The 26,112-nt window shown below is 42.3% G+C and carries 19 protein-coding genes; 15 read left to right on the top strand and 4 right to left on the bottom strand.

The features are described 5' to 3' along the window. Window positions 1–70 precede the first annotated feature (70 nt). Window positions 71–8,785, top strand: a complete 8,715-nt coding sequence (locus KA713_02290) for a cyclic beta 1-2 glucan synthetase (GenBank protein UXE67456.1) — start codon at window positions 71–73, stop codon at window positions 8,783–8,785. Window positions 8,786–8,991: 206 nt separating this feature from the next. On the opposite strand, the gene KA713_02285 is transcribed toward KA713_02290, so the two are convergent. Next, a complete protein-coding gene (locus KA713_02285; protein ID UXE67455.1) occupies window positions 8,992–9,519 on the bottom strand; it encodes a cupin domain-containing protein in 528 nt (175 codons plus the stop codon). 26 nt (window positions 9,520–9,545) lie between these two features. Then, window positions 9,546–10,025: a hypothetical protein gene (locus KA713_02280; GenBank protein ID UXE67454.1), complete on the bottom strand. Its 480-nt coding sequence runs from the start codon at window positions 10,023–10,025 to the stop codon at window positions 9,546–9,548. 209 nt (window positions 10,026–10,234) lie between these two features. Here KA713_02280 and KA713_02275 point away from each other — a divergent pair, with 209 nt between their 5' ends. From KA713_02275 to KA713_02255, 5 genes are all read left to right on the top strand, one after another. Next, entirely contained in the window at window positions 10,235–10,471 is a 237-nt protein-coding gene (locus KA713_02275; GenBank protein UXE67453.1) for a DUF4142 domain-containing protein, read from the top strand. Window positions 10,472–10,631: 160 nt separating this feature from the next. Beyond that, complete coding sequence (locus tag KA713_02270; protein UXE67452.1) at window positions 10,632–10,958, top strand: winged helix-turn-helix transcriptional regulator; 327 nt, start codon at window positions 10,632–10,634, stop codon at window positions 10,956–10,958. Then, window positions 10,955–11,476: an SRPBCC domain-containing protein gene (locus tag KA713_02265; GenBank protein ID UXE67451.1), complete on the top strand. Its 522-nt coding sequence runs from the start codon at window positions 10,955–10,957 to the stop codon at window positions 11,474–11,476. The genes KA713_02270 and KA713_02265 overlap by 4 nt, the downstream gene beginning before the upstream one ends. 152 nt (window positions 11,477–11,628) lie before the next feature. Continuing rightward, window positions 11,629–12,105, top strand: a complete 477-nt coding sequence (locus tag KA713_02260) for a VOC family protein (GenBank protein UXE69001.1) — start codon at window positions 11,629–11,631, stop codon at window positions 12,103–12,105. A gap of 155 nt (window positions 12,106–12,260) precedes the next feature. Further along, window positions 12,261–13,115, top strand: coding sequence for a hypothetical protein (locus KA713_02255; GenBank protein UXE67450.1), 855 nt, complete (start codon window positions 12,261–12,263; stop codon window positions 13,113–13,115). 217 nt (window positions 13,116–13,332) lie between these two features. On the opposite strand, the gene KA713_02250 is transcribed toward KA713_02255, so the two are convergent. Both KA713_02250 and KA713_02245 read right to left on the bottom strand, forming a co-directional pair. After that, a complete protein-coding gene (locus KA713_02250) occupies window positions 13,333–13,542 on the bottom strand; it encodes a winged helix-turn-helix transcriptional regulator (protein ID UXE69000.1) in 210 nt (69 codons plus the stop codon). Then, window positions 13,535–14,857: an IS1380 family transposase gene (locus tag KA713_02245; protein UXE67449.1), complete on the bottom strand. Its 1,323-nt coding sequence runs from the start codon at window positions 14,855–14,857 to the stop codon at window positions 13,535–13,537. The genes KA713_02250 and KA713_02245 overlap by 8 nt, the downstream gene beginning before the upstream one ends. A 260-nt stretch (window positions 14,858–15,117) precedes the next feature. Between KA713_02245 and KA713_02240 the strand changes: the two genes are divergently transcribed. The 9 genes from KA713_02240 (at window position 15,118) to KA713_02200 (ending at window position 26,108) form a co-directional block, all read left to right on the top strand. After that, window positions 15,118–15,306, top strand: a complete 189-nt coding sequence (locus KA713_02240; GenBank protein UXE67448.1) for a hypothetical protein — start codon at window positions 15,118–15,120, stop codon at window positions 15,304–15,306. Window positions 15,307–15,375: 69 nt separating this feature from the next. Beyond that, window positions 15,376–15,570, top strand: coding sequence for a hypothetical protein (locus KA713_02235; GenBank protein UXE67447.1), 195 nt, complete (start codon window positions 15,376–15,378; stop codon window positions 15,568–15,570). 28 nt (window positions 15,571–15,598) lie between these two features. Next, window positions 15,599–16,681 (top strand): hypothetical protein, encoded by a 1,083-nt coding sequence (locus tag KA713_02230; GenBank protein UXE67446.1) that lies wholly within the window; start codon window positions 15,599–15,601, stop codon window positions 16,679–16,681. Then, window positions 16,671–17,189: a GAF domain-containing protein gene (locus KA713_02225; protein ID UXE67445.1), complete on the top strand. Its 519-nt coding sequence runs from the start codon at window positions 16,671–16,673 to the stop codon at window positions 17,187–17,189. Before KA713_02230 ends, KA713_02225 begins: the two co-directional genes overlap by 11 nt. Continuing rightward, window positions 17,173–17,640 carry a PAS domain S-box protein gene (locus KA713_02220; GenBank protein UXE67444.1) on the top strand — a complete coding sequence of 156 codons (468 nt, stop codon included), beginning with the start codon at window positions 17,173–17,175 and terminating at the stop codon, window positions 17,638–17,640. Before KA713_02225 ends, KA713_02220 begins: the two co-directional genes overlap by 17 nt. Window positions 17,641–18,196: 556 nt before the next feature. After that, window positions 18,197–19,681 carry an SUMF1/EgtB/PvdO family nonheme iron enzyme gene (locus KA713_02215; GenBank protein UXE67443.1) on the top strand — a complete coding sequence of 495 codons (1,485 nt, stop codon included), beginning with the start codon at window positions 18,197–18,199 and terminating at the stop codon, window positions 19,679–19,681. Continuing rightward, window positions 19,614–20,795, top strand: a complete 1,182-nt coding sequence (locus KA713_02210; GenBank protein ID UXE67442.1) for a T9SS type A sorting domain-containing protein — start codon at window positions 19,614–19,616, stop codon at window positions 20,793–20,795. Before KA713_02215 ends, KA713_02210 begins: the two co-directional genes overlap by 68 nt. Window positions 20,796–21,294: 499 nt before the next feature. After that, a complete protein-coding gene (locus KA713_02205) occupies window positions 21,295–22,944 on the top strand; it encodes a serine hydrolase (GenBank protein UXE67441.1) in 1,650 nt (549 codons plus the stop codon). After that, window positions 22,941–26,108, top strand: coding sequence for a PD40 domain-containing protein (locus KA713_02200; GenBank protein UXE67440.1), 3,168 nt, complete (start codon window positions 22,941–22,943; stop codon window positions 26,106–26,108). The genes KA713_02205 and KA713_02200 overlap by 4 nt, the downstream gene beginning before the upstream one ends. Window positions 26,109–26,112: the final 4 nt, after the last annotated feature.

The following is a 26,112-nucleotide window of genomic DNA, read 5'->3' as shown; positions in this document are numbered from 1 at the left end:
GAAAGAGTTAAAAGTTCTTGATTGGGTATAAAGATATTGAATTGCTTACAGTTAAAAGTTCTAAAAAAACATGAAGGTGAACGTACCCGTTATTGATAAATTGTTGCTGCCGCTGCTGCCTACCTTCAAGAAAGATAAGTTCACACACGAAGAAGTAAATGAAAATCCACCGCTGCGTTCAGAGCTTTTAAGTAAAGAGCAAATGGAGCAGCATGCGCAACACCTCGCTCGCACACATTTGATCAGTAAAAAAAAGTCACCTGAGCTTTTACTGAAAGATTTATCGAGCAACCAAGAGGTGCTGGTGGATGTAAACGAACTTCTGAAAGAGAGCATCCGCAATAAAAAATCGATCAGCCCTGCCGCAGAATGGCTCTTCGATAATTTCTATCTAATCGAGGAGCAGATACGTATTGCAAAGCGCTATCTACCAAAAGGCTATAGCAAAGGATTGCCCAAATTGAGCAATGGTTTCCCGCGTGTATATGACATTGCCATTGAAATTGTTTCCCATAGCGATGGCCACATTGACATTCAAAGCCTGCTTAATTTCATAGCCCCCTATCAACAAGTAACCCATCTTACTCTTGGTGAGTTGTGGGCCATTCCCATTATGCTGCGGCTTGCGTTGCTGGAAAACCTGAGCCGTGTGGCAACCCGCATAGCAGTGGATAGAAAAGATTCTGCTTTGGCCAACCGATGGGCGAAGCAAATACTTGAAACAGTAGAAAGAAATCCGAAAGATTTGGTCTTGATTATTGCCGATATGGCGCGGTCAAACCCGCCCATGGTCAGTGCGTTTGTTGCCGAGTTTGCACGCAAGTTGCAATGGAAAGGCCCCGAGTTGACACTGCCGCTCAACTGGGTGGAGCAACATCTTTCTGGAACGAAAGATACGACTAACTCCATGATACTGTTTGAGAATCAGAAACAAGCTGCAGATCAGGTTTCGGTAAGCAACAGTATCAACAGTTTGCGTTTTCTGGCAAAAATGGATTGGCGCGAATTTGTTCAGTCAATGAGCATTGTTGAACAGACGCTTCTAGCTGATATAGGTGGTATATATGCGTCCATGGATTTTTATTCGCGCGATGACTACCGCCACAAAGTAGAGGGCATTGCCAAAGCAAGCGGAAAAGAGGAACACGAAATCGCCCGGCTCGTTATTGAACTTGCCCAACAAGGATTTGTAAAAGATAAAAATGACCAGCGCAAAGCACACGTTGGCTATTATTTGGTAGGTGCTGGCACCGATGAAACCGAAAAAATAGCTGGTTTTAAATCAACAATGTATCAAGTTCTTCGCAGAAAAATTGATCAGGCAGCCCAAGCTATTTACATCATCAACGCTATTTTACTCACATTACTTATCGGTGGCGGTATGCTTCTAAAAGTAATGGCCGATGGTGTGCATACTGCGTGGTTAATTGCGATAGCCATTGTATCGCTTAGTTGCGCAAGTCACTTGGCGTTGGCACTTACCAACTGGTGGGCCACGCTTTGGATAAAACCCAAACCGCTGCCACGAATGGATTTTTCATTGGGCATTCCAACTGAACACCTCACCTTGGTGGCTGTGCCTACGCTATTGGCTAACCCATTGCAAGTAGAAAAACTGATAGAAGAATTGGAAGTTCGCTTCCTTGCCAACCGCGACCCGAATCTTTTGTTCGCGCTGGTCACTGACTTTCGCGATGCGTCTTCGCAAACGATGCTATCAGACGATGCGCTACTGCAACTTGCCCAAGGAGGAATAGAAGAGCTGAACAAAAAATATAAGCGAATAAGTAATGATACCTTTTTCCTTTTCCATCGGCCACGTGCTTGGAATGCCATTGATAAAATTTGGATGGGCTACGAGCGCAAGCGGGGGAAACTCTCAGCACTCAATCATCTTCTTCGTGGCAAAGGCAAAGAAAGTTTCTCATTAATTGTTGGTGAAGAAACGGTGTATACATTGGTAAAATACATCATCACACTCGATACCGATACGCAATTGCCCCGAGACGCTGCCTGGAAGTTAATTGGACTTATGGCGCACCCGCTCAACCGTGCCGTATATGATGAGGAGAAAAAACGCGTGATAGAAGGGTATTCCATTATTCAACCACGCCTGGCTATCAGCTTGCATGGAGCAACCCGATCTGGCTATACCCGCTTGCACGAAAATGATGCGGGCATTGATCCGTATACACGCATCACATCCGATGTGTACCAAGACGTATTTGGCGAAGGTTCTTTTATTGGGAAAGGAATTTATGAAATTGATTCGTTTGAAAAAGCATTGGACAATCGTTTTCCAGAAAACAGAATTTTGAGTCACGATTTATTGGAAGGCTGCTATGCCCGATGTGGGTTTGCCAGCGATGTGCAATTTTATGAAGACTATCCTTCGCGCTATGAAATGGACATTAGCCGAAGACACAGGTGGATACGCGGAGACTGGCAGATAGGAAGTTGGTTTTTGCCGTATGTGGGAGGTGCAGATAATCGCCTTACAAAAAATTCTATCTCTGCCTTATCGCGTTGGAAAATATTCGATAACCTCAGGCGCAGCTTTGTACCCATTGCTTTTACACTTTTACTCACTGCCGGGTGGACGCTACTTTCTTATTCATGGTTTTGGACGTTGAGTGTCATGGCCATCATTTTCATTCCTTCATTTATTTCATCCGTATGGAACGCATTGTGGAAGCCAAAAGAAATTGCCATACGGCAACACATTACTAATACAACCAGTCTCACTTCAAAAAATATTCTTCAGGCTGCCTTTACTGTAACCTGCTTGCCGTACGAAGCATATGTGAGTGTAGATGCCATCGCTAGAACCGTGTGGCGCATTACCTTCACAGGTAAAAAATTATTGGAATGGAACCCATCCGGGTTTACGCTAAAAGAAGGAGAGAATTTATTCGCCACCTATCGCATGATGTGGTTTGCTCCAACCGTATCGTTTGCCATCGGTACGTATTTATACTATCAATGGCCTATGGAACTATTGATAGCAGCGCCCTTTCTTCTATTGTGGATAGCATCGCCTGTTATCGTACACTTGCTAGGCAAACCAACTGCTTCATCAAAATCAAAGTTGCGTGAGGAGCAAAAGGTCTATTTGCGTGAACTGGCCAGAAAGACCTGGTCGTATTTTGAAAATATGGTAACGGTAGAAGATAACTGGCTTCCACCCGACAATCTTCAGGAGTATCCAATCCCCGTTATCACCCACCGCACCTCGCCCACGAATATGGGTCTTGCCTTGTTGGCAAATCTTTCTGCGAATGATTTTGGCTATTCTACCACCTCTCAATTTATTGAGCGGACTTCCCTCGCACTTGCCACCATGGAGAAACTGGAACGTTATAAAGGACATTTTTACAATTGGTATGATACCCAAAATTTAAGCGTACTAAATCCTCGTTACATTTCAACAGTAGATAGTGGAAACCTTGCTGGCCACTTGCTCACACTGCGTCAAGGATTGTTGGCATTGCCTAATCAAAAAATAGTTGAGGTGAAATTTCTAACCGGATTACAAGACACCTTGCGGCTGGCCATCAAACAAACAGATGCAGCCGAAACCGAATTGATTAAAGCACTTATTGACTTGCTCGATAGTATCCCTACCCAAGCATTTCAACTGCCTGCACTCAAAGATCATTTTGAAAATCTGTTGACACGCTATCACACACTTTTATATACGCATGAGCCATCAGGTAAAGAAACGGTGTGGCTCGCTCCTTTTGAAAACCAGTTGGAGGCAACCATTCAAGAAATACTGGTGCTTGCACCTTGGCTGGAAGCGTTTTCCATACCAGAGAAATTTAAAAACTGGAAAGTGGTTTTTGAAATACCTACACTGGCGGAATTATCGAAAATGGACCGTGAAATAAAACCTGAATTAACCCGGCTTCAAGCACTTGAAAATTCGGAAGCGGAAAATGAATGGCTTCAACATTTTGAGCAAACCACTGATCAATCGAGTAAGTATGCCAGAGAGCGCTTAACCAATTTTCAGCAACTTGCTTCACAATGCTATGAACAGGCAGATATGGAGTACGATTTTCTGCATGACAAATTGCAGCACTTGTTGACAATTGGATATAAGGTAGAGGAACAACAACGTGATGTGGGCTACTATGATCTGCTGGCATCGGAAGCAAGATTGGGTTTGTTCGTGGCCATTGCACAGGGAAAAGTGCCACAAGAAAGTTGGTTTGCATTGGGCAGAAGATTGACCACCGCAGGGACAACTCCAGTTTTGCTTTCGTGGAGCGGCTCCATGTTTGAATACCTGATGCCGGGATTGGTGATGCCCACGTATCAAAATACATTGCTGGATGAAATGAACATTGGCACTGTAAAAAAGCAAATCGAGTATGGCGAACAGAACGACATACCTTGGGGGATCTCAGAATCATGCTACAATCTGGTGGATGCACATCTTACCTACCAATACAAAGCATTTGGTATTCCCAGGCTTGGCTTTAAGCGTGGGCTTGGTCAAGATTTAGTGATAGCACCTTACGCTACTGTTCTGGCATTAATGGTCGATCCGCAAGCGGCATGCACCAACTTAGAAAATTTACAAGACAAGGGATATGAAGGAAAATATGGCTTTTTTGAAGCGATTGATTTTACTGCATCTCGTTTATCGCGCAATCAGCCACACGCTGTCATACAAACGTTTATGGCGCATCACCAAGGCATGAGCCTTCTTTCGCTTGCATATCTTTTATTGGATCAACCCATGCAAAAAAGGTTTGAGAGCGATACTAATTTTCAAACCGCACTTTTGTTATTGCAAGAGCGCGTGCCTAAGTCAACCGGGTATTATCTAGGGTCAGATAATGAGAAGATAGTCGCTTCTTCTACTACTACAGATATCCGGATCATCACTACATCCAACACACCTGTGCCTGAGGTGCAATTGCTTTCCAATGGAAAGTATTTTGTGATGATCTCCAACGCAGGTGGCGGCTATAGCAAGTGGAAAGATATTGCTGTCACACGCTGGCGCGAAGATAGCACATGCGATAATTTTGGAACATTCTGTTACATCAATGATCGCGATAAAGATATGTTCTGGTCAACCGCTCATCAGCCTACATTAAAACAAGCCGATCACTACGAAGCCATATTTTCGCAAGGCCGCGTAGAGTTTCGCAGGCGCGATGATGGAATAGATACTTACACTATTATAATAGTTTCGCCCGAAGATGATGTAGAGGTAAGGCGTACACAACTTACCAACCACTCGCGCTCAAAACGAAAACTGGAAATTACCAGTTACGGGGAAGTGGTGTTGACAGCTGCATCCGCTGACGAGGCACATCCCGCCTTTAGCAATCTGTTTGTTCAAACAGAAATCAACGAACATCAAAACGCCATCATCTGCACCAGGCGTGCGCGGTCAAAGGAAGAGCGCCCACCGTGGATGTTTCACTTGATGAAAGTAAAAGGCGCAAAAGTAGATCGCATTTCGTACGAAACCGATAGAAGCAAATTTATAGGGCGTGGATATTCAATAAGTCATCCACAAGTGATGGATCAGACGACACCACTTTCGGGTTCGCAAGGTTCTGTTTTAGATCCAATGTTTTCTATTCAGTATCAGATCATCTTACAGCCGGGCGAATCGGCCACTATTGATTTAGTAACGGGCGTAGCGGACACTCAATCAGCCAATCAAAGTTTAGTGGATAAATATCAGGACAGCCACTTACGCGATCGGGCATTTGAGTTATCGTGGACGCATAGCCAAGTGGTGCTGCGCCAAATTGGGGCGACCGAAGCCAATGCACAACTCTATGGAAAACTTGCGAGTTCTATACTTTATCTAAATGATGCCTTGCGCACACAGCCCAGTGTGATGTTGAAAAACCAACGCGGTCAATCTGCCCTGTGGAGTTATTCTATATCGGGCGATTTACCCATTGTGCTTGTGCAAATTACCGATGCTGAAAATATTTCCATCGTGAAACAATTGATTAAAGCACAAGCCTACTGGAATATGAATGGTTTGGCCGTTGATCTGGTTGTACTCAACGAGGACCCAAGTGTCTATCGCCATGTGTTACAGGAAGAGATACAAGGTTTGATCGCTGCCAGCGTTGGCATTCATGCGATAGAGAAAAGAGGGAGGATTTTTGTAAGGCCTATCGATCAGGTATCAGCCGAAGATCGAATTTTATTTCAGACCGTTGCTCGTGTTATCATTTCTGATATGAAGGGAACACTGGAGGATCAGGTAAACAAACGAATATCTGTCAAAGCTCCGATGCCCAAGTTAATTCATTCTACATCTTATTCACATACCCATCGTAAGCTGGAAATGCCACAAGGACTTCAATTTTTTAATGGCACGGGAGGATTTTCTGCGGATGGTAAAGAATACATCATCATCATCGATGAAAAAAAGCATACGCCACTGCCTTGGATAAACGTAATCGCGAATCCGCATTTTGGCACCATCGTATCGGAGCGTGGTTCTTCCTACACGTGGTTTGAAAATGCACATGAGTTTAGGATCACACCTTGGAAAAACGATCCGATCCTCGACCAAAGCGGAGAAGCTTTTTACTTACGCGATGAAGAGACTGGAGAATTTTGGTCACCGATGGGCCGCCCTGCTCTTGGGCAATCTCCGTACATCACTAAACATGGATTTGGTTATAGTAGTTTTGAACACATCGAAGATGGAATCAAATCAGAAGTATGCGTTTATGTAGATACGGAATCACCCATAAAATTTGTCGTTATCAATATTGCTAATCAATCGGGGCGCTGGCGCAAACTGACAGCAACCGGTTATGTGGAATGGGTAATGGGCGAGTTCCGATCTAAATCGGTGATGCATCTGGTAACGGAGTTGGACTCTACCAGTGGGGCACTCATTGCAAAAAATCCGTACAACACCGAATTTCAAAACTATGTTGCCTTCTTCGATGTGGACGAACCAACCTACACGTATACAACCGATCGTGTAGAATTCATTGGGCGAAATGGCACACTTCAAAATCCGGAAGCAATGAGCCACACGCGGCTGTCCGGTAAATCTGGTGCTGGCATGGATAGTTGCGCAGCCATACAAGTTCCATTTGAATTGGAGAGTGGAAAAGAACGCAAAATTATTTTTAAGATAGGGGCTGGCCAAAATGTAGCAGAGGCGGTTGCTACCATCAAACGTTTTCAAGGAAGTGCTGCGGCTTCTCGGTCATTGGAACAGGTAAAACAATTTTGGAGCGATACATTAAGTGCCGTACAAGTTGATACACCCGATGCGTCCATCAATATTTTAGCAAACGGATGGCTGTTGTACCAAGTGCTTGCATGCAGATTGTGGGGAAGAAGTGGTTTGTACCAGTCGGGCGGAGCGTACGGCTTTCGCGACCAATTGCAAGATGTGCTGGCGCTTATGCATACACAACCTCATTTAACACGTGAACAAATAGTACGTTGTGCATCGCATCAATTCCTCGAAGGCGATGTACAGCATTGGTGGCATCCACCACACGGCAGAGGTGTGCGTACATTATGTTCAGATGATTTTGTGTGGCTTCCGTATGTAACGAGTAGATATATCTCAACAACAGGAGATATACAACTACTTGACGAAACTACTTCTTTCATTCAAGGAAGAATATTAAACCCGCACGAAGAATCGTATTATGATTTGCCCATCACCTCTGATCAGCAAGCTACAGTGTATGATCACTGCAAACAAGCTATTGTACATGCGCTACGATTTGGCGAACACGGCCTGCCACTAAAAGGCTCGGGCGATTGGAATGATGGCATGAACAGAATTGGTATTGATGGCAAGGGTGAAAGCGTGTGGCTTGCTTTTTTTCTGTACGATACCCTAATGCGGTTTAAAAAGGTAGCAACCCTTCGGGGAGATGTGGTCTTTGTAGAAACTTGTGAAACGAACGCAAAGTTGTTGAAGAAAAATATTGCCCTCCATGCGTGGGATGGAGAGTGGTACCTGCGCGCTTATTTTGATGACGGCACGCCACTGGGATCAAAAGATAACATAGAATGTAAAATCGATGCTATTTCGCAAAGCTGGTCAATACTGTCGGAAGGCGGAGAACCTGAGCGATCTCGCTCAGCAATGCAAGCTGTGGATAAATTTTTGGTGAATAGAGAGAAGGGATTGATTCAATTGCTCGATCCACCATTTGATACGTCTGAGATGGACCCGGGTTACATCAAAGGTTACGTGCCGGGTGTACGCGAAAACGGTGGACAATACACGCACGCAGCTATTTGGGCGGTGATGGCTTTTGCGAAACTGGGTGACGTGGAAAAAACGGAAGAGCTCTTGAGATTAATTAACCCTATACAACATGGTGCCACTGCAAATGAGATAGCCACCTATAAAGTTGAACCCTACGTGGTGGCTGCAGATGTGTATGGCGTGGCTCCACATGTTGGCCGTGGTGGATGGACGTGGTACACAGGCTCTGCGGGTTGGATGTATCAACTTATTTTGGAATCGTTTCTTGGTTTGACGCGGGAAGGCAACACGTTGAAAGTTGAACCCTGTATTCCGGTTACATGGAAATCATTTTCGGTGAAATATCGATTTGAAGAAACAGTGTACAACATTATGGTGAATCAGGGTTCAGATAGGGAAACAACGGAGATTTTTATGGACGCTGAAATGCAGCCCGGCCAGTTTTTTCAGTTGACCAACGATAAAAAAGAACATGAAGTAACTATTGAGATTGGTAGAAAAGCTAAAACAGAAATCAGAATCTCATTGGCGACAACTGATGTCTAAAAAAGGTACGGCAACCTTTAGTTTCTTTTGGAACCGTGTTTAGAATTGGTTCAAGTCCACTTAAATACCCCACCAACACTGATTTTGGGAAGAAAATCTGTAGCCGGTTCCCTCATTGGTGGCATTGCTGAAACACAAGAGATGCTTGATTTCTGCGGAGAGCATAACATTGTTTCTGAAATCGAAATCATCACCATGCAAGAGATTTATTCTGTTGTCTTGCCATCAAATTTTGCTTCATGCTTTGACGCGTCTTCTTTAGTTGCCCTTACAATGCCATCTTTATGATTGGGCAACGCATATATCGTATAAAGTTTCAAGTCAATAGCTCCTGTGTTAATCACATTATGTTTAGCACCAGATGGCACAAGTACCACATCGCCAGCTTCTATTCCATATTCTTTTCCATTAACTATACATTTTCCGGTTCCACTTTCAAACCGAAAGAATTGATCGCTTTTCAAATGGGTCTCTTCACCAATTTCTTCACCAGGCGTCAGCGTCATTAATACAAGTTGCATGTGTTGCCCCGTATAAAGCACTTTTCTGAAATTACTGTTCTCCAAAACATCCTTTTCAATATTTGCTGCAAATCCTTTCATGGTTGATGGGTTTAGTGTTGTCGTGTTTGGGTTAAATTCCGGATCGTCTATTTCGCCCTGCTTGTTGGGCTTGCTGTTGCATGCACCAAGTACGATAATGAGAATGGCCGGAAGTAAGTATGTTGTTTTCATTTTGCTTTATTTTCTTGTTAAAGAACTCAATCGTCATCTTTTTCACTACCTACCGGTGCAGGTGATGTTGTACCAATTTCAGTATGTCTGATTTGTCCACCTAAATAGCCTGTTCTTGCCACTAACCCAAAACTGATGATAGCAACAAAAAGAGTGACCAACGCAACTGTATTTGCCAGCGATGATTTCTTTATTGTGAGGTAAAGGCCTAGTAAGGAAACAACCCCGGCAGCGATCAATGCGACTAAAGCATACAAAGCAAAATCCTCGTGCTGCTCAATCATGTTTTTTGCAACTCCCTGAATATCCTCAACAGCCTCTTCGGCTCCCTCGCCTGTGAGATAGGCAATAACTGCTCCTACACAGGAAAGAATTATTACGTAATACGCGGCAACTACTGTTTGATAGCTTTTGGTACCGATGCCGTGCGCTATTACAAGACCACCCAAGATCGATCCGAAAATCGGAAGATGGGTTATTAAAAGATGAATGTGTACGTGGTTCATAGTGTTAATCTTTTCGTAAAAGTGATTCTACTTTTGAAGTAGATAAATGATTACCCTCATGATGTTTGATGACTGATACGGTCACTTAGATGACAACTTTGAAGCCAAACGGTAAATGCCAATTTGCCTCGGATTGTGAGTATGCTTAGAAACAACTTACCCAGTCGTAAACAAGTTGTAGAAATATATTCACAACGAATACCCCAATTGTGGAAACACGTAGCGCGGAGATTGACAATAATGAACTATCAGAATTACAAGGGCAACAATTCAATAAAAAATGGTGTCAGGCATTAGCTGATCGACACGAAAGATTTATTCGACTATTTGAAAGACGGCCGGATAAAAGAGAGGATATGGAATTGAAAAGTTGGATAGATGCTACTTTGTATACATCGAAAGAGCACCTTGAAATACTTAGAATGTGTAAGGAAAAGATAAAGTGAAAAAACTTTCACCAATTGATGTGATGCTTACTAAATGTATCGGCTATCTTTTTTGTCCACCTCTCTGCTGGCACTCAACTCTTAAAAGGATCGAAATATCTTAAATATAATTTGCGCAACTAAATAATTGAACACATATTTGCAACCATATGGTTGCATTATGCAAACAAGACGAGATATTTTTCAAGCTATAGCCGACCCGACCAGAAGGGCGATTATTACACTCATTGCATTACAGGCAATGACACCAAACGCCATTGCCGAACACTTTGACACAACACGACAGGCGGTTTCCAAACACTTAAAAATTTTGACAGAGTGCGAGTTAGCAACCACAAAACAACAAGGGCGTGAAATCTATTACCAAATTGAAATCAACAAAATAAAGGAGATTGACAAATGGCTCAACCCATTACGTAAGATTTGGGAAACACGTTTCAATCAACTCGATGAAGTATTATTAACTACCAAAAACAAAAGAAAATGAAAACAGCATTACTATTCGACTTTATCGTTGATAAGGAAAACAGTTCCATTCACATCAAGCGTGAGTTTAACGCAGACCTTGATTTAGTTTGGGAAGCGTGGACAACAGCTGAATTGCTTGACCAATGGTGGGCTCCTGCACCTTTGCGAAATGAAACAAAATATTTGGATTTTCGCGAGGGCGGTTATTGGTTATATACCATGCTCAACGAGAATGGCGAAAGGATAAAACTCAATGCCCAGGAAATCTGGAGTAAGTGGAGTTATATCTCTATCGCTGAAAAACAATCCTTTACGGTTAAAGACGGATTTTGCGATGAAAACGGAACAATCAATCCGGTCTATGCGCAAAATTTTTGGGAAACTAAGTTCACAGAAGCAAACAATCGTGTGCTTGTAACGATTATGTCCACTTTTGATAAACCAGAGGACCTGGAACAAACTATTGAAATGGGTTTCAGAGAAGGCTTCAGTATGGGATTAAATCAGTTAGAAGAATTGTTAAGTAACCTAAAATAAAAATGAATACACTTGCAAAAACGTATGTCTATAAATTTTTGACGACATTAGTAATAGTTAACTCAATAGGTTGTGGCAATTCTCAACAGGATTCTCGTCAAGGCAATAAAATGGATACAGCTTCCAATCAAACGTTAAAAAATAAGACTGATATGATTACACAAAAAATAACACCTTGTCTATGGGTTGACAGTGATGCAAAAGCAGTAGTAGATTACTATCTGTCAATTTTCAAAGATGGCAAAATGAAAGAGTATCACCGATACGAGAATCCACCAGAAGCAAAAGAGCAAGGAGGTCAAGACAGCTTTGAAACAGCGATTATGCAAATTGGCGATATGGAATTTAGCATTTTGGCTGCCGGGCCATACTTTAAGTTCAATGAATCTGTTTCGTTTGTTATTAATTGCAAAGACCAGGCAGAAGTAGATTATTATTGGAACGCGTTGACCGCAAATGGTGGACAAGAAGGCTCTTGCGGTTGGTGTAAAGACAAATATGGTTTATCGTGGCAGGTTGTTCCTGTTGAATATTTTGATCTGATAAACAGCAATGATCCAAAAGTTAGAGAAAAGGCAATGAGGAATACACTTAAGCAGAAAAAGTTGATACTTTCAGAACTTAAGTGAGGTAAATAGTAACGGCAAGAACCAAAACGTCAGAATTTGGATACGAATTAAAAACAGCCCTTGGTCGGTCTTACCAATCCCGCCTGAAAAAGTTGATCCGAAATACCCACCGTGCCATCCTTTTTAGCCCATTTCAGAAAAATACGGGGAAAACCATGTTCAAAAATACGTGGTTTTCCCCGTTGACACGCATTGTAGAAAGCCCCTTTTTTGCAGTATCAATAAAAGACATCAAAAATATAGAACTGAGCCGTTGCGCATATACTAATGTTATAGCCAATGCTAGGACGACACGAACAATGATAGCAAAAGACCAGAATATAGCTCTCGTGACAGTAGGAAATGCGGCTTTGAAAAATTCCGACTGGACAGACTATGTTAACTATTGCTTGGACAGAGAAAAAGGTTTACGAAAAGAAGCTTTTAAACATCTTGACAATTTTTTGAAATCAACCGTAGACTGGACGATTGAAAAGAAAATTGAATTTGTAAAATTTCTGTTCCCATTCTTTGAGACAGTTGAAGATGCTGATTATGGACCTTTTCCTCAACCGTTGAGTGAGAAATTGATTAAACCAACTTTACTAAAATGGTGTGAGAAAGAAGAGACTGACGGGAACCCATTTCGTTGGTACGGAAAATATTATCGAAGTGAGGAGCATCTATTTAAAGCATTAGAAATTAATCCAGCGGACGACTTAGCAAGACAGACAATTTTAAGTTGGTGGACATATAACATTTATTATTCTGTTCATCACTTACCAGAAGGCTATATTGGGAAACCTTTTGACGACATTCAACTCGGAGAGAAAATAAAAGAGCAAATAAGGCTATTAACGACCGCTGAACAAAGAGAACGTTGGACGAAAGAACTGGAAGAAGATTTAGAACTAGTAAGAAACTACATTGACTGGAAAACGTCTGGACACAGTGATTTTGAAAAATGGGGACAAGAAAATAATAAGAAAACAGGTTACGGGTTGACGAGAACCTACTATTATGAAAAATAGAGTAAGCACTGGCTATAACAATATATTTGCGCCAGGCGGGGGTGACGTGTAGTTCAAAGTTTTGTTATCTTTATTGCGTTCGGTGCTGGGGACAGGACGTAGTTTCAAAATCCCGCCCGATCGCAAATATTTACGTTGTAGGCCATTCGCATTCTTCGTGGAGAATACATCCAAGAACGACATAGATTGACTTTGCGAGCTATGAGGGAGGAGCTCTTCAATTATACTCCATTTCCTCTTTGAATGGTTTGTCGGGGACAAATTGTTTGCCCCACTCACAAATACGATCAAGGATAGGTAAAACAGATTTACCGAAATCTGTTAACGAGTACTCGACCCTTGGTGGAATTTCATTGTATTGTTTTCGACTTATCAAGCCATCAAGTTCAAGTTGCTTTAACCCAGATTTTGCAGTAGAACTATCCAGTCAGACTTAGTGGCAGGTTTATATTTTGGAGATTTGAGAATAATCCATCATACCATTGCCTTCTTTTGATTTGGACGGACATTTTCAGTACCCATTTTTGGGCTTCTTGCTCTACCCAACTTCCAACTGCAAAGCAGTTGAACCTTAATGTGGAAAGCTTGGGCTGTGGCTGTTTTTGATGGGTTATTTGCCGGAATAGGCTCATCAAATTATAGGCTACCATCACAAAGCGCATAGCTGTTTCAGTAGCACAAAAACTATCCATGCAAAAGCCTTCTGTACCGAAATCTTCTTTCAACTCCTTGATCCTGTTTTCGGCATCACCCCTGCGCTTATATTGTTCCCATATTTCTGTTGCCGGCAGGGCTTGGTTAGTGACAAAGGCATGGTACCTTTTGCGGTACACTTTTTCGTCCGCTATGCCCACGCTGCTGAATAATGTCTTGAGCTTCTTACCCGTTGCCCTGGCCCTGATTTCTTCACTTTGTTTGATGACCACAATCCTACGGGCTTTGCCCCAGCCGCCTTGCTGGTAGTTTATTTCCGATACCCATAAGCCTTCGCCTATCGCATTCCATTGGGTGATACCATAAATGCTGGCTTGTAAATTGGCATACAGCTTACAGGCAATGACGTAGGGGATATTTCTCTGCTCAATGAAATCCAAGACTGTACCGGTACAAAACCCACTATCGGCCCTGAACAACCCTACTGTTTTGTTTTTGAGGATGGCAAAGGTCTCTTCTAAAAAATGGATGCAGTTGCTGTTGCTCCCTGTATTGCCGCTGCGGTTCCAGCAATTGGCCACCATGCGTATGTCATTGACAAAAGCAAACAAGGGATGATGGCTGCCACGGCCAGGCTTCTTGGGGTTGTACCCTTTTTTGCTGCCCTCCTGTTCCCCGTAACGGGTGATCACACTGCTGTCCATATCCAACGTGTAATTGTCGAATTGGATCTGCTCAAAAAACCACGTGTACAGTTCAATGAAAATTTGGTGGTTCATTGAGGGCGTAAACTTTTTAAAGAAACGCCCGAAGGTGGTCCCCGAAGCAACCCGCTTCCATCCAAATATCTGGCGCAACACTTCATCAACCCGCACCACCGCTGTGTGACTAAAACGAAAGCAACCAATCCAGATGCCCACCCAAAAACTCTCTATTATTCCCACGGCATCTATCCGGTTGTTACTCTTGCTCTCAGGCAAACCAAGCTCGGCCAACTTCTTGCTGATCCCAGTTTGGTCAATCAATATTTTCATCTCTTTCATCCCGCCCCACGCTGTTACTAACTTATCGGTATAGTGGTGTTCCATATTCAAATATAGGACACCTTGTCACTATTTTATTCTACTCCAAAATCTGGGTTTAAGATATGCTGATAGCGAAAAATACTTTACGCCCAATGATTTGACAGGATTGGTGATCGGTTCTCGCTATTCTTTAACGCCAGCAGCCGTCATTAAGTTGGAGTACAAGTACAGAGGTAATGAAATCGTCTACCATGAAGATGAGCTGTCGGCACAAGTAGCAGCCCGCTTTTAATATTATAAGTGTTGCCTTCAACTAAGAAACAATGAAAAAATTACTTGTCCTTTTTTGTATTCTGCCAAGTGTGCTATTGCTGAGTTCTTTTAATACACCTTCTGCCAGCGATTTTGCCATCATCATTAATAAAGAAAATACGTTGACCACATTGTCTGCGGGAGAAGCAAAGCTCTATTATCTGCAGAAGCTCAAATCGCGATGGCCCGGTATCAATTAGGGCATACGTCCAGCTGATCGCAAGGCAAAATGCACTGAAAGAGAAACATTCTATAGCATTATTTTAAAGATGGAAGACGAAGAAGGAAGCGCCTATTTTGCGGAACGTCAGTTTCAAAATGCAGAAGGACTTCCAGATAAGTTCAGCTCTGATGCAGAGATCATTGACTTTGTAGACCAAGAGGCAGGCGGCTTTGGCTATGCGAATTTAAAATCGCTCACTGCCGATGTCAGGGCAAGGGTAAAGGTGGTGCTGGAGTTTTAGTCTGAAAAAAATTCCTTTTAAAAAAATTATGAAACTTAAATTCAATTTGGCAAATCAGGTATTAGCTGGCTATGCGGTAATTATTTTGGTAGCCACAGTAGCTTCGTTGTTTTGCATTTTTTCGCTTCGCTCCAATCAGGAGCTAGACGAACGCATTACGAATGTTAATCTTCCCATTTGTATAAGTCTAAAAGAGATGAGTTCGTTAGCTGGAGAAATGAATAAGCTAACCAATAGTTGGATTTTTCAACCTAACCCAGACGATAAGAGAAAACTTACTGAGATAATTACCGAATCATATGCCGCCATCAACAAAAAAATATCCGATCTCACCAACAATTCTAATGGAGAAGCAACTGATTCTGTTCGTTTTGCATTGAGCATGCTAGGCAAAATTTCTGCCGATGAAAGAACCGTTATCACTCTGTTAAGTGTTGACAGTTTGTATAGCAATGATGAGGTGGTTGAAAAGGCAATTGATCTTTTGAATAAATCGATCACTCCGGCAACAGCACGGCTTATGGCCTCACTAGCTAGAATCATTGACGTACAAGAGCAAAAAATCGCTCTTGCGCAGTTGGAGAAAGAAACGTCTTACGTGCTGCTTACCACCTTATTCGTTGGAATGATTGTGGCGTTCGTGGTCACTATAATTGCCGCATACGTTAACGTAAAGAAGAGAATCGTTACTCCTATTGTTGCTATAAAGGATTCGTTGGTTGACCTGTCGCAGGCCAAAATCATTGAGACCAAAGCGGAAGATAGAGATGACGAAGTGGGACAAATACAAAGTGCTATGGCTTGTCTGATAAAGGGCATAAATGCCAAGTCCATTTTTGCGTCTCAGATCGGAAACGGTAAGTATGAAGAGCCGTTTGATCTATTGAGCGAGCAAGACAGCATGGGTAAGGCGTTGCTTACCATGAGGCAAAATTTGAAACAAAATGCGGAGGAAGAAAGGAAAAGAAATTGGTCAATTACGGGCTTAGCCAGGTTGGGCGACATACTGCGAAATCAAGATCAGAACCTAGAGAAATTTGGCGAACAGGTGCTATCGTTTATTTGTAAAGTACACCAACTCAAATCAAGGGCGACTTTATGTGGTAAATGATGACAATAAGAACCACGAGTGCTTGCAGATGATAGCCTGCTACGCATGGGATAAAAAGAAGTTTGTAGAACAAAAAATAGAACGCGGAGACGGGCTTATCGGGCAATGCTGGCAAGAAGGTGAACCGGTTTACATTATGCAGGTGCCCGAGAATTACGTAAGCATCACAAGTGGACTAAGCCTGGCAAATCCTCGTAACATTTTCATTGTTCCACTCAAAGTAAATGAAAGCATCTTTGGCGTGCTGGAACTGGAATCGTTCAAATCATTGGAGGAGTATGAGCGTGATTTCGTAGTTAAACTTTCTGAAAATCTTGCCGCAGCGATTAGCACCGTGCGCATAAACACAAGAACCAAACACTTGCCGGAGCAATCTCAGCAGCAAGCAGAGGAAATGAAAGCACAAGAAGAGGAAATGCGTCAAAAACATAGAGGAGTTGACTGCTACTCAGGAAGAAATGCAGCGCAAAGAATCGGAAATGCTAGGCACCTTGAATACAATCAGTAATTCACAGGCATTTATACAATTTGACTTGGATGGAAATATTATCAAGGCCAACGATATCTTCTGCAGAACCATGAAATATTCGTTCAATGAAATTAAAGGCAAGCATCATAGAATATTTGTGGAAAGGGATTATGTAGAATCAGCCGAGTATCGTGAGTTCTGGGAATCTTTCAAAAACGGCAAATCAAGAACCGGTGAATTTGAAAGAAAAGCAAAGGATGGATTTTCTGTTTGGCTTTCGGCAAGTTACAGCACAATCGTCAATGCACAAGGCAAAGCCATGAAAGTGATTAAACTGGCAAGAGATATTTCTAAAGAGAAACAGATACGAGAACTATGTCAAAAACAGGCTGAAACAATAAAGATTCTAGAAGAAAAATTGACGCAAAAAGAGAAGGAATATCTAAAACCTGTTAGAGAATTGGAGCACACTTCACAAGTCACGAAGTAGCTGAATGGGCGGGCGTCATAAAATAAGCGGACAATTTGGTCATCTAACAGGTGACACTCTACCGGCAAAGATTGCCACCTAGACAAGTGAAACAACAATAGCAAGAATCAATCCCCACCGCACCACTGACAAGATAGCGTATTTGCAAAAATCTATAGCGTGTTTTGCATCCTAAAGTTTTAAATCAATCCCATTCAAGTCCAAATAAATCATCTGTACAAGATATTTTTACGATATTTTAGTAGACATATATCATTCTGGCCTTGGATCATCGGTTGGTTCTGATCCTATCTTTGGTTTACCCGATACAACATATATCATTTAAATTAGAGTTGGTCCAAAATTGGTGTTTTGCTCCTTTTTATCCTTCGGTTGCGGAAGCGCAAAAACAATAATCACATGTTTTAAAGAATACTCAGTCTGGTCGGGATCAACAAGAATAATTGGTTCATTTACAACCTGCCAAAATTCTCAGCCATTTACCATTGGATGCTATTGTAAAATTAATTATATTGAAGCTTTAAAAAACTGTGTTTTACTAATAAATGAGCAGATCATGATAAAATTTATGGCTTTATCTTTATTCGCAGCAAGCACTGCCTTTGCAAACAATGTGCAGGTAGGCGTACCATCGCTACCCTCAACATCAACGATTCAGTTTACCATACGGTGGGACAATAGTTGGCGTGTGGCAGCAGCTCCATCAAATTGGGATGCCATTTGGGTGTTTGTAAAATACCAGGATTGTGCCACCAATTTGTGGAATCATGTTGATTTAAGTACGGTTGTCGCTAACCATTCTGTTACAGGTGCCCAGCTAGAAGTGTTGGCTGTAGCCGATGGTAAAGGTATTTATCTTCGCCAAAATGCAAATGGAGTTGGTAATATATCAAGTGCTACGGTAACCCTAAAGTTCAATACACTTATAGATGCAGGATATAATTATAGGGTATTTGGCATTGAAATGGTAAACATCCCCTCAGGAGATTTTTATATCGGAGATGGAACGAGAGGAACAAACCTTTATGGATTCTCAGATGTAAATCCATTTCCTCCCAAACTTATCACAAACGCTATTCAAACAGCCGGGATAGGGGCAGCTAGCAATTACCAATGGAACTCTTTGGGAAGTACTTCTGCCTTACCTTCTACATATCCTTTAGGCTGGAATAGTTTCTACTGTATGAAATACGAAATAAGTCAAGAGCAATATGTAGCTTTTTTAAATACATTAACCTACGACCAACAGGTTTCGGTTACTGCCAACAGCCCTAATTCTGCAGCCGGTACGTTGGCCATAGCCGCAGCTACCAATAGCAGAAATGGCATTCGGATTCAAACTTCAGGTACATTAAATAATATTCCTGCCGTGTACGGAAATGATTTAAACAACAATGGAACATTCAACGAAGCGGCAGATGGGCAAAATATTGCGTGCAACTGGCTTCAGTGGAGCGATTTGACAGCCTATTTAGATTGGTCTGCACTTCGACCAATCACAGAATTTGAATTTGAAAAGGTTTGCAGAGGAACAAATACAGCCCTGCCAGGCGAATTTGCATGGGGTACATCCTCTATCCTACAGGCTCAGTCCGGTGCGATAACAAATTCGGGAGCCGCAAATGAGGTATCGTCCACATCCGGTTCAGGGCTTTGTGCGTATGGCATTAATAACACCGCCCAAGGGCCACTACGCTGTGGGTTCGCTGCAACGGCTCTCACTAATAGGACTCAGGCAGGTGCTTCATTCTATGGTTGTTTGGACATGTCCGGTAATGCAATGGAACAATGCGTAGGTGGGAATAATTTTAATTACTCAAATTTCACCAATCTACCCGGTGATGGTTCTCTTTCATCGTCAGGGACAGCTAATACAGCTGGCTGGCCACCCACCGGAGGTGGGCAAGGTGGCGGCATTACAAGAGGTGGCGATTGGTTCACAAATTCCATAAATACTCCTGCCGTAAGTGATCGTGCTAATACGACAATTAATTTTAATCAAGGTAGAAACCTCTCGGTTGGAGGGCGAGGTGGAAGGTGATTCTACTTATTCGTGGCTTGATTTTTTGATGAAAAAATTGTATCTTCATATCTTTACTATTTGCGCTTTTTGCGCAATAAACGTAGTAGCCAAAGCACAATATATTGGCGGTAGCGGAGACGCTTCCGCGTATCAATCCTTTGTATCATCATCATGCGCTGTGGCTACAAACTCAAATATCTACTATGGAGGAAACGGAGATGGCTTAGCTGTTAACTCAAAAATCACTTCGGTTTGTCCACCACTGGTAAACACAAATATTTATTTTGGGGGAAACAGTGATGGCTTTGCATATAATTCAAAAATCACTTCGGTTTGTCCACCACTGGTAAACACAAATATTTATTTTGGGGGAGACAGTGATGGTTTTGCATATAACTCAAAAATCACTTCCGTTTGTCCACCGCTGGTAAACACAAGTATTTTTTTTGGGGGAGTTAGCGATGGCTTTGCATATAATTCAAAAATCACTTCGGTTTGTCCACCACTGGTAAACACAAATATTTATTTTGGGGGAGTCAGTGATGGTTTTGCATATAACTCAAAAATCACTTCCGTTTGTCCACCGCTGCCTATTGAACTATTAGAGTTTAAGGCCAAGCTAGGGAAAGAAGGAGTTGAAATTTCGTGGATCACTGCCACCGAAATAAACAATGATTTCTTTACTATTGAAAAAAGTAACAGTGGATTTGACTTTTATTCAATAGCGGTTACTCCTGGTGCCGGAACTAGCACGCAACAATTGAAGTATTCGGTAACAGATATTTCACCATTTCAAGGCATAAACTATTACAGGTTAAAACAGACAGATTATGATGGGAAATTTGATTACTCAAGGGTTATTTCCGTAGTCGTGGAATCTTCCTTGCCCACAAATTCAATTTACCCTAATCCCAATGAAGGAAAAAGTTTTTATGTCAAGCTTCCTAACTCTGGCTACAGAAATATCCTAATTAAAATTCAAGGTTTAGATGGAAAAACTATTCTTAGTGAAACAGTTTATGAGTCGACCACCTTCGAATTTTTCCTGTCAGTTAAACTTGCATCAGGGGTTTACATTATTTCCATTTTCGATAACCTGAACGTCAGTAACGTCAAATTGGTTGTAAAATAATCTTGCGTGGTATATCGGGTCACCCGATTGATAAATGTGTTCAAGGTAGCGTAGGTAAACAAGGCAGAAAAGATGTTGGGTCACCAACAACTGGAGAAACAAAATGCTATCAATTAAAGAGAGGCAAAAAAATTGTGCTACGAGTGAAGTAAGGAGAAGTGCCCAACTACTGCCAACAAAATGTCGCAATGTTGCGGTGCGTGTTGCCCAAAGTTTATATTTTCGTTCAACGTTTTGTGTCTGGGACAGGACGCGACTTCGGAAGCGCACCACTAAAGAAACACAAACGTTGGCAACAATTGGGTTTTCCAACCCGACAGTGACGAGTAAGCTGAAACATTTCGGTCAACAAATACAAAAAAATGTAAAATCGACTTTCTCACCGCTGACAGGTTGCACCAAGGTGGTGAGTAGGGTAAGTTTTTTTAAGTACTTTATCCCAAAATTATGAGAACCAATAATTTTAATTTTTACTTTCGTAAAATAAAAAAATACGAAGATGATCGTTAAGGTATTATCGGCAATTATTCTACCTCTTTTCATTTCAACATGTGCTTTCTCACAAATGGAATCAAAAGTTGATGAACTATTCTCTGAATTTAAGAACACGCCTGGTGTTGAGGTGGCCATTTACAAAGATGGAAATATCTTGTTCAGCAAGGGTTATGGGCTGGCCAATCTTGATTATGATATCCCCATCACTTCCAAAACAGTTTTTGATATCGGCTCGGTTTCCAAGCAATTTACGGCTGCATGCATTTTCTTGCTAGAGCAGCAGGGCAAGCTTTCCATTGATGACCCTCTTCAAAAGTTTATACCCGAAATACCAGTCTACCATAACGACAAAATCACACTGCGAAATCTGATTAATCATACCAGTGGCCTAAGAGACTATGCAGAGATCATGGACTATGCCGGTATTCCAATTGGAAATAGCTTTACCGAAGCGATGGGGCTGGAAATGATGACACGACAAAAGGAACCAAATTTTAAACCGGGCGAGAAGTTTATGTATAATAACGGAGGCTATTTGCTGCTGGCCATTGTTGTGCGAAGAGTGAGCGGAAGATCGATAGGCCAATTTGCACAAGAAGTAATTTTTGATCCGCTTGGAATGAAAAGTACGTTTATTCTGGAAAACCCAAATCGGGTGGTGAAGAATAGCGCCACTGGCTATTCAAAGAACTCCAGTGGTCAGTTTGAAAAACAACATTATTACAATCATGCTATCGGTGGAGACGGACAAGTTTATACTACTGTAGAAGATCTGATTTTATGGGATAATAATTTTTACAATCCTAAAGTAGGTGGTCAGCCATTGCTCTCCAGACTGCGTGAAAGAGCCATACTTGCGAACGGAGATACAATCAACTATGCCGGAGGCTTGTTTATTGAAAAACATAATGGCCATCGATTGGAACAACATGGTGGTAAGTGGGGCGGGTTTATTGCTGGCTTTTTCCGCTTCCCTGATTTGCATACCTCACTAATTATGTTGGCAAATAATCCAGGGACCATGCTACATTTAAAGACGCCTAAATTATTGGACCTACTTGCTCCTTCAGTAGTTTCAACGCCATCTCAGAAAAAAGAAAGCAAATCGGTGAAGCTCAGTGCAAAAAAGTTAGGCAAGTTTTGTGGAGTATACGAAGTGATTGGCCAGCCTCATAAACGATACACGATTGCATTTGATCACGACAGTCTTCTGGCCACACAGTTATGGAACAATGAATCTTATAAACTTGCCGCTCAAAGCGAAACCTCTTTCGCTAGAAAAGACATCCCTGCCATACAGTTTAACTTTGAAACACAACCTGGACTTATCACCATTCACGAACGAATTGAAACCTACCAAGCTACTTCCGTGAAGCCTTTTGATGAAACATCAATCAAAAACCTAAGTGAATATAGTGGTGAATATTTCAGCGAAGAAGTTGGTGCCACCTACTTGATCTCAGTAGTTGGAAATTCTATTTCATGGTCGTTGAAAGGTGATGGCACACCAACTCCTCTGTCAGTTGTGAGCCAGGATGTATTCGGTCGACAAGCACTGGGTTTTGTGTTTACACGGAATACTGATGGAAAAGTGAACGGATTCCTTTTGCAGGACAGAAGAATCAGGAATTTGATTTTTAACAAAACGAAATGAAAAAACTCGTACTCATTCTCACGATGCTTTTTGTAAGTTCTGGTATGGTAAGTAGTCAATCTGTACCAGGCCTTCAAGCCATACGGCAAATTGAATATACTGTGGACGAAGGCACATGGATTTCGTTGGATGTTTCACCGGATGGGCAATCCATTGTGTTTGAGTTGGTGGGTGACCTATACATCCTTCCACTACAAGGCGGTGTTGCCAAACCTATTGCAACCGGTTTGGCTTTTCAATCGCAACCACGATATTCTTCCGATGGTAAACGCATCACCTATATCAGCGATGAAAGCGGTGCCGACAATATTTGGATAGCAAATCCAGACGGTTCGAACGGTCAAAATATTTCTAAGCTCAACAACCGGTTCATGCTTTCACCAGAATGGTCAGCGGATAACAAGACGATCTTTGTAACGGTTGTGGATGGCCGTGGAATGAGTGGTACCAATAAGGGTGAGGCAGAGTTATGGAGCTTTGATATTGCTACCGGTGAAGGTTCTCGCGTAGTGGCAAACGCAAATGGGCCTGCAGCTATGCTTATTTCTTCTCCAGCACCAGGCCCCTATGGAGTTCATGCTCTCCCTGATGGTCAAACGTTGTACTACACCTCATTACGACCGCGCGCTTATGGTATGCGCCTGGGTGCCGTAAGTTTCATCATGAAGCATGACCTTATTTCCAATACAGGAGATCGTATTTCATTGGGAGGAACCAACCCGATGAAGCCGATGATTTCACCCGATTCAAAATGGTTAGTCTACGGAGCAGAAAACAGAGGCTTAGCTGGATTGAAATGTCGTGAGCTTTCTACGGGAAATGAGTATTGGTTAATCGAGAAGACGCAGCGCAGTGAATTAGAGGCACGGGCTTCACGGGATTTGTTGCCAAATTATGATTATACGCCCGACAGCAAATTCATCATTGCAGCCTTTGGCGGTAAGATTCACAAATTAAATCTCGCTACGAAAGAAGATACGATCATCCCGTTCTCAGCAAAAGTCTCGATGCAGATGCCAGAGCGCATACACGTTCAAAAACAGATTGCGGAGGGTGCGGTTGAGGCACGTATACTTGAGCAGTTATCGATTTCCGATGATGGTCGTGCTGCCGTTTCAACATTCGGCAGAATTTATCTCATTGATCTTGCTACCGGAAAAACCGAACGCCTTACGAATTCTCTCTCACCTCGAGAGTTTATGCCAGCCTGGTCACCTGACGGAAAATGGATTGTGTTTGCAAGCTGGAGTAGTCAAGGTGGACATCTTTGGAAAGTAAGTTCGAAGGGCGATTCTGCCCCGGTTCGTATTACAGAATTACCCGCATTATGGATGGATCCATCATGGTCACCTGATGGAACTATGATTCTGGCATTACACGCACCTTTAGGATCGATGCGTTCCCTGCCTGAAATCCCAGCACAACAAGATATGATGCGCCCACCGGATACGGAAATCGTTAAGATAGCAGCACAAGGCGGTAGCTACACCGTCATTGCCCGCGCTAACAATGCTCGCTACCCACATTTTACCAATAAGATGGACAGGGTTTATCTTTCTGCCATGGAGGGCTTGATTTCAGTCAAGCCAGATGGTTCGGATAAGAAAAATCATTTTCAGATTCCTTCTGCAAGTACTAATCCTTTCATAGGTGGTCCGCGTACTTATAAAATAAGTGGGGACGGTGCTCATATTTTGGCATTACAATATGACAAATTGTATAAAGTACCCGCACCCACTGAGGAGAATTATAAACTCGACTTTGCCGTCAAATCTTCTTTCGAATTGGTATCGGAATGGTTACCCAGAACATTTACCTGGTCTGCCTCAGGAAAACATTTCGGTTGGATCGTTGGTAATACGATTTTTGCCACCTCTCAAAAAACGAATGGCATTATTAAAAAGACTTCGGTTAAAATTGAATTACCACGCGAGCGTACGATGGGCACCCTGGTGTTACGAGGTGCAAAGGCCATTACCATGAAAGGTGATGAAATAATTGACAAAGCAGATATTGTGATTACGAACAATAGAATCACTGCCATTGGCAATCAAGGAGAAGTAAAAATACCAGTTGGTGTTAAAATACTTGATATTACAGGCAAGGTAGTTGTGCCCGGATTCATCGATGTACATGCTCATTGGTCAACTCGCCCTGAACTCTGGGAACCAGAATCTACCAGCTCCTACTCGAATCTTGCTTTTGGTATTACCACTCTTCGCGATCCACAAAGTAATCCAGACCTATTTGGCTATGCCGATTGGGCAAGCACCGGTGAGGTACCCAGTCCTCGGATTTTTTCTACAGGCCCAGCGATAGGCGAAAGTCACAACATCCAGTCGTTGGAAGAGGCACGTAAAATTGTCCACATTTATCACGATAATTATAAAACATCATACCTTAAAATTTATCTGCCGGGCACGCGACAACAAAGGCAATGGCTGGTACAGGCTTGTCGGGAGCTGAATATGATGCCTACCACCGAAGCGGGTGGAGATGCAAAAGAGGTAATCACACATTTTCTTGATGGCAGTGCTGGTAATGAACATACACTTTCTACCCAACCAATGTATCAGGACCTCATTCAACTTTTTTCCAAAGCAGGTACGACTTATACACCTACTCTGCTTGTTGCATTTGGTGCGGCTCTTCCCATTTATCGGGTCTTGGCTGAAGAGCGCCCATATGATAATCCTAAGATTCAATATTTTTTTTCTGAAGATTTGTTTCTCAGTTCGGCAAAACGAATACTATGGTTTGCCGATGAAGACATGAACTATAAAGAGGCAGCCAGTGGAACGAATGCGATGTTAAAAGCAGGTGGTCGTGTAGCATTGGGCGGCCATGGTGAAATGCAAGGACTCTCAAATCATTGGGAGATGAAATTAATGAACGATGGCGGAATGCTCCCACACGATATCCTGAAAGTGGCGACACGTTTTGGTGCAGAAACGCTTGGGCTTGAGAAAGAGTTAGGAAGTCTTGAAGTGAGTAAATTGGCTGACCTGGTGATATTGGATAAAGATCCATTAGAAAACATACGGAATACCACCACCATTAAGTATGTGATGAAAAACGGTAAACTATACGATGGCGATAATCTCGATGAAGTTTGGCCAGAAGAAAAAAGATTACCTGAGATGTGGTGGCATTTAAAAAAGTAATCTT

The sequence above is a fragment of the Chryseotalea sp. WA131a genome, assembly GCA_025370075.1.
Taxonomy (GTDB): Bacteria; Bacteroidota; Bacteroidia; order Cytophagales; family Cyclobacteriaceae; genus ELB16-189.
The sequence above is the reverse complement of the archived record's forward strand: the minus strand, read 5'-3'. Positions and strand labels throughout refer to the sequence as shown.